Origin of the sequence: Actinomadura sp. CNU-125, assembly GCF_001942465.1 — a bacterium.
In the GTDB taxonomy this organism is placed as follows: domain Bacteria; phylum Actinomycetota; class Actinomycetes; order Streptosporangiales; family Streptosporangiaceae; genus Spirillospora.
This window is the reverse complement of record NZ_MKJY01000237.1, coordinates 1-8,365: the sequence shown is the minus strand read 5'-3', so window position 1 is coordinate 8,365 and position 8,365 is coordinate 1. Positions and strand designations below refer to the sequence as shown.

Genomic DNA, 8,365 nt, shown 5'->3' with positions numbered 1-8,365 from the left:
CGGGGGCGGCGGTCGCGGTGGTCGCGCGGCGGGGCCGAGCGCCTTGCCGGTGTGCCCGGGGACCTGGATCTGCGGCAGCGGGCCGGTGTTGCGCAGCGGCATCAGCGTGATCTGCTGCAGGGTGACGGGCCCGGCGATCGCGCGGGTCTGCGGCTCGGGCTGCTTGGGCTCCTCCGCCTCGGCCTCCTCCGCCTTCTGCGACACGTACCGGTGCAGCGTTCGCAGCAGGACGAACAGGCCGAGCATGGACACTATCGGCGGTACGGCGGCCGTCACCTGGTAGGAGAACGTCCGGTTGCCGACGTGCCCGACGTTGAAGATCAGGCTCGCGGTCCAGCCGGCGAGCGCGATCGTCAGCGGCAGGAAGAAGTCCAGCCAGCTCATCGCGCTCTTGCGGTGCAGGACGAACGCGTCCACGGCGAGCAGGAACAGGCCCAGCTCGCCGACGATGATGAACAGGTCGACCAGCAGCGGGAACGAGCTGGCCTTCCAGCCGGTCAGCCCGTGTTCCAGCGCCCAGTGGTACAGACCGGCGTAGGACTGGGCGAAACCACCGGCGGTGGCGGTGATGACCGCTGCCGCCATGAAGGAGATGGCCCCCCACCGTGTGATGACCTGTACGCGGTTGGCAGCGCTCATGCGGCGTACGCTCCAGACTTCCCGACGTGACCAAAGGTGATCGTCGGGAGACTAGCCGTTCCATCCGCGCTTCGCGGGGTAAACCCATCACTTCCGGGTCACGTTCGACGAATTAGGCGTCCCGGGATCGGCCTCCCGTCCATGGTCGCTTGTCCGCGGCCGTCCGATAGCGTCCGCCGACGCCCAAGTAAACCCCCACAAAAGGGACGTTCGGCTGGGAATTGAACCGTCTCTCAGCGGGAAGGCGGGGAACACGACGGAAATGGCGGAACGTCGGAGAAGGGGGATCACCGATGAGCGATGCCGACGACGTGCGCGGCGCCGCCCTGCAGCTGGAGTACGAGGACGACCTCGGCCCGCTCCTGGACCGGATCGGGGACGCCTCGTGCGTGCTGCTCGGCGAGGCCAGCCACGGGACGCACGAGTACTACGCCTGGCGGTCCGCGATCACCCGGCACCTGATCGCCGACCGCGGGTTCTCGTTCGTCGCCGTCGAGGGCGACTGGCCGGACTGCCGCCGCGTCGGGCGGTCGGTGACGCTCGCGCCCGGCGCCGCCGCCGACCCGCGCGCCGAACTGGACGCCTACGAGCGCTGGCCGACCTGGATGTGGGCCAACGAGGAGACCTCCAAGTTCTGCCGCTGGCTGCGCGACCGCAACGCCGACCTGCCCGCCGAGGACCGCGCCGGGTTCTACGGGCTCGACGTCTACAGCCTGTGGGAGTCGCTGCGCGCGTCGTCGACTACCTCGCCGACCGCCGCCCCGAGTACCTGGAGACGGCCCTGGAGGCGTACCGGTGCTTCGAGCCGCACGGCGGCGACCCGCGCTCCTACGGCTGGAACGCCTCGCTCGTCCCCGAGGGGTGCGAGGAGGAGATCCTCGCGCTGCTCACCAGGCTGCGCCGTCCGGTCGGCGGCGCCCGCGACCACGACCGGGACGCCGAGTTCGACGCCCGGCAGAACGCCGAGGTCGCGGCCGGGGCCGAGCGTTACTATCGATCCATGATCGGCGGGGGAGCGGAGTCGTGGAACGTCCGGGACGTCCACATGTCCGACACCCTCGACCGGCTGATGGAGTTCCACGCCGCCGGAGGACGCCCCGGCAAGGCCGTGGTGTGGGCGCACAACACCCATGTCGGCGACGCGCGCGCCACCGACATGGCGCAGGCGGGGATGATCAACCTCGGGCAGCTCGCCCGGGAGCGCCACGGATCGGACGACGTCGTCGTGGTCGGGTTCGCGGGCGGCCCCGGCGAGGTGATCGCGGCGCCGAGCTGGGGCGCGACGATGGAGAACATCGCCGTCCCGCCGCCCCGGGCCGGGTCGCTGGAGGCGGTGCTGGCCGAGTCGGAGCTGCACCGCGGCATGTTCGTGATGCCGCCCGAACGGGACAAGCCGTCCTTCCTCACCCGCACGCTGGGGCACCGCGCGATCGGCGTCGTCTACGACCCGGACCGGGACGGGCGCCAGTACGTCCCGACGAGCGTCGCCGAACGCTACGACGCCCTGTGCTGGTTCCGCGCCACGACCGCGCTGCAGCCGCTCCACCTGGAGCGGGCGCGCCTCGGCGAACTGGAGACGATGCCCACCGGCGTATAGGAGTCGCTGATGTCGCTCACCATGCCGCCCGGGCCGCTCGCGGGTTCGCCCGGCGAGACGGTCAATTTCACGATCGACGGCCCCAAGCATCGGCTGTTCATGCAGGACTTCCCGAGACGCGTCCGCGCGCGCTTCGCGGGCGAGACCGTCCTGGACACCGAGCGAGGCAAGTTCCTGCACGAGACCGGGCTCCTGCCCGCCCTGTACGTGCCGGAGGAGGACGTCCGCACCGACCTGCTCGAGAAGACCGAGCACACCACGCACTGCCCGTTCAAGGGCGACGCCGCGTACTGGACGCTGCGGGTCGGCGACCGGGCCGCGGAGAACGCCGTGTGGGCCTACCCGGAGCCGCTCCCGGACTCGTCCTGGCTGCGCGGGTACATGGCGTTCTACTGGGGCCGGATGGACGCCTGGTTCGACGAGGACGAGGAGGTGCGGGGCCACCTGCGCGACCCGTTCCACCGCGTGGACGCCCGCGCGACGTCCCGCCGCGTCCGCGTCCTGCGGGACGGCGACGTCCTCGCCGACACGACGCGGGCGAAACTGCTGTCGGAGACGGGTCTGCGCAACCGGTTCTACATCCCTGCCGAGGACGTGAACACCGACCTCCTGATCCGCAGCGGCACCCGCACCGTGTGCCCGTACAAGGGGGAGTCGACGTACTGGTCGCTGCGGGACGGCGCCGCCGACGTGGCGTGGTCGTACGAGGAACCGCTGGAGGACTCCGCCAAGATCGCCGGCCATCTGTCGTTCGACCACGACGACCTGACGGTCGAGGCGGGCCCGCCCGCCCCGTGACGGCGATGTGATCCGTCTCCCGGACGGCCGAACCGCGTTGCCTCGCCCGCGGCGCCGGTTTACCGTTCGGGTGACGGATCCGAACCCGCCGCGCAAGGAGGACCGTTGGCCCCGCACGCGCCGTCCTCCCCGCTCCCGGGCTTCTGGCCCGCCCTCGACGCCGCCCAGCAGGCCGCGCTCCGCACCGTCGCGCGCGTCCGGCAGTTCGGCGCCCGCGCACCGCTCGTCTACCAGGGCGACGAGTCCGACCACGTGATCGTGATCGAGCGCGGCTGGGCGAAGGTCACCGCGACGACCGCGGACGGCCACGACGTCGTCCTCGCCGTCCGCGGCCCGGGCGACCTGATCGCCGAGAGCGCCGCGCTCGCCGGACGCACCCGGTCGGCGACGGTGACGGCCCTGTCGCCGGTCCGCGCGCTGGTCGTCCCGGCGTCCCGCTTCACCGGGTTCCTGGAGGCCAACCCGGACGTGTGGCGGCTGGTCACCGGCACGTTCGTGCACCGGATCGACGACCACGACCGCCGCCTGCAGGCGCACGCCGCCGCGCCCGGCGCCCGCCGCCTCGCCCAGTTGCTCGCCCGGCTCGCCGAGCGGTCCGCGCACCACGTGCCGCCCGCCCGCGACGGCGCGATCGAGATCGGCCCGCCGCTCTCCCAGGCCGAGCTCGGCAGCTGGACGGACGCGTCCCGCGAGACCGTCGCCCGCGCGCTCACCGTGCTGCGCCGCGCGGACCTGATCCGCACCGGCCGCCGCCGCATCACCGTCCTCGACCTCCCGGCCCTGCGCGACTACGCCGACCAGGACCCCGGCGACGACGAAGACGTCCCCCCGCCGGCCCCGCGCGCCTGACGACCCGAGGCGGCCGTCCCCGGCGAACCTCGCCCTGCCACGGCGCTTCGCGCGGCGGCGGGACGGGCCGTTCGAGCCCTCGGGACGTCAACCTCGTGCGGCGGGTTCGCGGGCCTTCTCGGCGGCGAGCCGCCGCCGGGCGTCGTCCCAGGCGACGGGCAGGTCGGCGCCCTTGACGTTCCAGAACACGAACGTCGAGTCGCGCATCGCCGCCCGCTGTCGCCGCATCGTGGACCGGTGCGGCTCGGCGGCGGCGTAAGCCCGCAGGGCCTCGTCGTCGCGCCACGCGGACAGCGTCCAGAACGTCCGCTTCGTCGGCTCGGCCTTCAGGGTGAACCCGTGCGTCCCGGGCGACCTGCGCGCCTGCCGCAGCAGCGCGAGCGAGGCGAGGAAGAAGCCCGGGACGTGGCGCGGGGAGCGGACCTCGAACCGGGAGGCCATCACGACCACCTCGGCCTCCGGGGCGGCGTCCTCCATGGGGATCCAGGGCAGCGTCGGCATGGTGCCTCCTTGGTCGGCGTATCGACTAGCCACTGTCTAGATTGCCTCGCCGGTGCGAACTTGTCAATGACAAGATAGGATCGGGACGAACGAAGGAGGACACCATCGAGCAGCCGAGCTACCACCACGGGAACCTGCGGCGGGCCGTCCTGGACGCGGCCGCCGCCGCCATCGCCGAATCCGGTCCGGCGGGCTGGAGCCTGCGCGAACTGGCCCGCCGCGCGGGCGTCTCGCACGCGGCCCCCGCCCACCATTTCGGCGACAAGACGGGCGTGCTGACCGCCGTCGCCGCCGAGGGCTACGCGGGGTTCGCCGACGCGCTGGAAGCCGCGGGCGACGACCTGCACGCGACCGGCCTCGCCTACGTGCGGTTCGCCGTCGACCACCCCGCCCACTTCGCGGTGATGTTCCGCCCGCAGCTCTACCGGGCGGACGATCCGGACCTGGCGGCCGCGCGCACCCGCGCCGACGCCGTCCTCACCCGCGGCGTGCGGGGCGTAGCGCCCGACGCCGAGCGGGACGCCGACGGCACCGCGGCCCTCGCCGCGTGGTCGATCGTCCACGGGTTCGCGGACCTGTGGCTGAGCGGCGCCCTCCCCGCACGCCTGGGCGACGACCCGGTCGCCGCCGCGAAGCCGATCATCGGCCACCTGTTCGCGGAGTGACCGGTCGCCCGCCGCTACGGGCGGCCTCGCGCGGGACCGGGGCCGGGACCGGGACGGCGAACGGCCACCGGCCGCGCCGCGCGTCCTCGATCAGCGGGACGGCCCCGAGCGCGGCGTCGGACAGGCCGTCGAAGCGGACGCGCCCGGCGGGGAGCGGCGGGTCGGCCAGGTGGGGCCAGTGCTCGGCGCGCCACTCGTAGACGGGCACCGCAGGGTCGAGGTCCGCGGACCCGGGCGAATCGACGATCAGCACCCGGTCGTGCCCGTCGACCGCGCGGTCGACGGCGGCCGGGTCCCTGATGGAGGCTTCGGCGAGGCCCGCGGCCGGCCAGCGCCGCCGGCCGTGCAGCGGCGACTCGCCCGGGACGTGCGGCAGCGGCTCGCCCGCGGACGTCACGAGGTCGGCGGACGCGCAGCGGTGCGCGAGCGCGAGCACGAACACGGCGCCCGCCGCCGTCCGGGTCTCCGCCACGATCAGCGTGCGGCCCGGGATCGGCGGGACGGCGTCGAGGTTCACGTCGGCGGACGCTTCGAGGACGCGGCCCCAACGCTGATCGGCGACGGCGTCCCGGGCGGCGGCGAACCGCAGCGGCAGCAGCCCGGACGCGCGCACCTCGGCCGGATCGGCGAGGCGTTCGGCGATCTCCATCGCGGTGTCGAAGGAGATGCCCGCGGCGTCGAACCGGCGCAGGCCGTCCAGCAGTTCGGGCAGCGGCATGCGCGGGACGAGCCGCTCCCAGTCGGCGGCGCGCAGGCGGCGGTGCAGGGCCCCGGCCTCCTGCCGCCAGGACCGCGCGGGGACGGCGGGGGAGCGGCGGCCCAGCGCGAGCCGGAACACCTCGGCCTGGGCCGCGTCGCGGGGCCGCGGGTGCACCAGCGAGATCACGTCGCCGAAGCGCAGGGGCCGGGGCGCCCGGATCCCGCGGTCGAAGGACAGCGTCCGCCGCAGGAACGCGGGTACGGACAGGTGGCGGCCGCCGGTGTCGTGGAGGGCGAGGGCCCGCTCGTCGTACAGCCGGACCACGGCGTCCGCGACGCCGCGTTTCAGCGGCTTCGGCAGGGGCGCGCCGCGGGCGCCGCGCCAGTGCCCGAGCAGCAGCCCGGGATCGTGCGGATGCCGCAGCACCGACCCGACGACCTGCCGCGACATGCCCGCGAGCCCGCGGTCCAGGCGTTCCCGGACGAACGCCGCCGCGCCGGTCAGCGCCGGGAACCGCATCGGGGTCGCGGTGCGGAGCCACCCGAGGAACGCGGCCGTCCAGCCGGGGTCGGCGGCGGTCGCCTCCCGGACGAGCCGCGCGTACCGTTCGGCGTCGCCCTTCGGCCACGCGAAGACCGCGTCGGCGTAGCCGACGTGCGCGATCGCCGTGACGAACAGTTCTTCGAGCACGTTCTCGGCCGGGCCGTCGATGGGCGTCTCCTTCCGGACGGGGGAGCGCGCCCGAGAACCGTCGGCGGCGGGCTGGTAACCGGCGAGGCGCGAGCCGTCACCCTTTTCGGGGACGTCTCCTACTCTCCTGATCGCGAACCGCGGCCTGCACACCGGGCGCGCTCCCGACCGGGAGCCTAGAGCCCGGCACCGACAGAACCGCCGGAACCGTCAGAACGCCGGGACGGCCCGGTACCTGCGCCGCCGGTAGCGGGGCTGCCAGCTGCGGCGGCAGACCAGCCGGATCGGCACCGGCTGCATCCCGAGCACGGCGCGGCAGGTCGGCTCCGGCGCGCCGTCCAGCAGCCACGGCAGGAAGAGCCGCAGCCCGCGGACGCCGATCTCGTGCCGGAACTCGACGTCGAAGGTGCCCCACTCGAACGCCGTGAGGCTGTCGTGGATCAGCGGCAGGACCTCCGCCTCCTTGTGGTCCAGGAGGGCGCGCACCGCCCGCCGCAGGTCGCGCGCGGACCCGGCGAGCACCCGCGAGTCGTGGTGCTCCACCGCCGCGTCCACCGCGTCGATGACCGGGACGACGCGGACGGCCAGCGCGTCCATCGCGTCCAGGGCGGCGGCCCGGCCGGGCGGCCCGCCGGGCACGTGCCGCATCACCGACCACAGGGCGCGCCGCTCGGCGGCCTGCTGCGCCCGCCAGTGCAGCGCGAACAGGGCCCACACGTCCGCCGTCACCGGGCTCGAACCGCCGTCCGCCGCCAGCCAGTCGGCGTCGCGGCGGAACGCGCCGTACGCCGCGTGCAGCATGGTGAGGTCGAAACGTCCCGGTGCGTCCCGCATGTTCCTCATCTACCCCGCAGACCGCGCGCCTACCGGCCGCACGCCCGTACCCGCCACGCGCCGCTGAAGCGGCCCCCCGACGGCTTCAGCGTACGACGCCCCCCGCGCGGTGATCATCCGGGGGACGGTCAGGCGGGTTCGGCCGCGCGCTCCCGGATCCGCTCGCGCTGCGGCACCACCGTGTACTTCGGGTCCTTCGCCGACTGCATCCCCGCGTGGAACACCCCGAACCGGGTGCAGGCCGACGCCGCCAGCAGGGCCGCGCCGCCGAGCGCCGCCGCCGTCCGGCTCCGCCCGCCCAGCAGCGCCCCGCCCGCCGCGCCCGCGACCGTCAGCACCCGCGCCGCCCGCGTCAACCTCCCGCCGGTGCCCTCCCGGTACGGTTCGGCGACCATGCCGAGGCGGCGCTCCATCAGCGTCGCCGCGCCCAGTTCGAGCGCGGCGCCGTACACCTCGGCCGTCCGCATCGGCGCCGTCTCCCGGGCCGGGGCCGCGACCAGCGCCATCCCGGACGCCGCGGCCGCCGCCGACCCCACGAACACGAACGGCAGCTCCCGGAACGCGTCGTGCCACACCGGGACGGCCGTGTCGGCCGCCAGCACGGCGGTGTAGGCGGCGACGCCCGGGCCGAGCAGCGCCGCGCCCGCCGCTGGCGGCGAGCCCGAGCCGGGGGAACAGCCCCGTGACGTCCAGGACGGCCGCCGCGCCCGCCGCCGGCCCGTACGCCGCCAGCAGCCACGACCCCATGCTCATCGGCGACGTCGGCTTCATCACCCGCAGCATGTTGTAGAACCGCCCGGGCCGCCCCAGGTCGTGGACCAGCGCGGCCGTCGAACCGGAGATCGCCGCGAGCGACGAGAGCTTCAGCGCCCGCGCCGCCGCGGGACGTCCGGTGAGCTGCGAGCCCGCGGCCAGCACCGACCCCGCCCCGGCGAGCCCGCCGAGGAAGAAGTATCCGGCGATGTCGGCGGCCTTCCAGACCGGCGGGTTCAGGATCGGCTTGCCGTAGTAGGAGCCGAATTCGGCGTCCGGGACCATCGCCCGCTCGCCGCGCCCTCCGCGCCGCCCTCCGCGCGCGCCCGCGCCGCCGTC

8 protein-coding genes and 2 pseudogenes are annotated in these 8,365 nt (G+C 74.8%); 4 read left to right on the top strand and 6 right to left on the bottom strand.

Features of this window, described 5'->3' with window-relative positions; translation table 11 throughout:
* The coding region (locus tag BJF79_RS26045) for a DUF2637 domain-containing protein (protein WP_143220172.1) at positions 1 to 639 on the bottom strand (639 nt) is incomplete at its 3' end.
* Positions 640 to 932: 293 nt separating this feature from the next.
* Between BJF79_RS26045 and BJF79_RS26040 the strand changes: the two are divergent.
* From BJF79_RS26040 to BJF79_RS26030, 3 genes and pseudogenes are all read left to right on the top strand, one after another.
* Positions 933 to 2,236: pseudogene (locus BJF79_RS26040) on the top strand (erythromycin esterase family protein).
* Between the two features lie 9 nt (positions 2,237 to 2,245).
* Positions 2,246 to 3,034, top strand: coding sequence for a DUF427 domain-containing protein (locus tag BJF79_RS26035; protein ID WP_075901261.1), 789 nt, complete (start codon positions 2,246 to 2,248; stop codon positions 3,032 to 3,034).
* A 105-nt stretch (positions 3,035 to 3,139) separates the two neighbouring features.
* Positions 3,140 to 3,883 (top strand): Crp/Fnr family transcriptional regulator, encoded by a 744-nt coding sequence (locus tag BJF79_RS26030; protein ID WP_075901259.1) that lies wholly within the window; start codon positions 3,140 to 3,142, stop codon positions 3,881 to 3,883.
* A gap of 87 nt (positions 3,884 to 3,970) precedes the next feature.
* On the opposite strand, the gene BJF79_RS26025 is transcribed toward BJF79_RS26030, so the two are convergent.
* Positions 3,971 to 4,384 (bottom strand): DUF3291 domain-containing protein, encoded by a 414-nt coding sequence (locus BJF79_RS26025; protein ID WP_075901257.1) that lies wholly within the window; start codon positions 4,382 to 4,384, stop codon positions 3,971 to 3,973.
* 41 nt (positions 4,385 to 4,425) lie between these two features.
* Here BJF79_RS26025 and BJF79_RS26020 point away from each other — a divergent pair, with 41 nt between their 5' ends.
* On the top strand, positions 4,426 to 5,049 hold the full coding sequence (locus BJF79_RS26020; RefSeq protein WP_262402597.1) for a TetR/AcrR family transcriptional regulator: 624 nt from the start codon (positions 4,426 to 4,428) through the stop codon (positions 5,047 to 5,049).
* On the opposite strand, the gene BJF79_RS26015 is transcribed toward BJF79_RS26020, so the two are convergent.
* From BJF79_RS26015 to BJF79_RS67305, 4 genes and pseudogenes are all read right to left on the bottom strand, one after another.
* The gene (locus BJF79_RS26015; RefSeq protein WP_143220171.1) at positions 5,024 to 6,592 is read right to left on the bottom strand and encodes a TROVE domain-containing protein; all 1,569 of its coding nucleotides are present in this window, start codon (positions 6,590 to 6,592) and stop codon (positions 5,024 to 5,026) included. The genes BJF79_RS26020 and BJF79_RS26015 overlap by 26 nt on opposite strands.
* A gap of 57 nt (positions 6,593 to 6,649) precedes the next feature.
* Positions 6,650 to 7,273, bottom strand: coding sequence for a hypothetical protein (locus tag BJF79_RS26010; protein WP_075901253.1), 624 nt, complete (start codon positions 7,271 to 7,273; stop codon positions 6,650 to 6,652).
* A 128-nt stretch (positions 7,274 to 7,401) separates the two neighbouring features.
* Complete coding sequence (locus BJF79_RS67310; RefSeq protein WP_410050141.1) at positions 7,402 to 7,875, bottom strand: hypothetical protein; 474 nt, start codon at positions 7,873 to 7,875, stop codon at positions 7,402 to 7,404.
* 178 nt (positions 7,876 to 8,053) lie between these two features.
* Positions 8,054 to 8,311: pseudogene (locus BJF79_RS67305) on the bottom strand (polysulfide reductase); the annotation flags it as partial.
* Between the last annotated feature and the right edge of the window lie 54 nt (positions 8,312 to 8,365).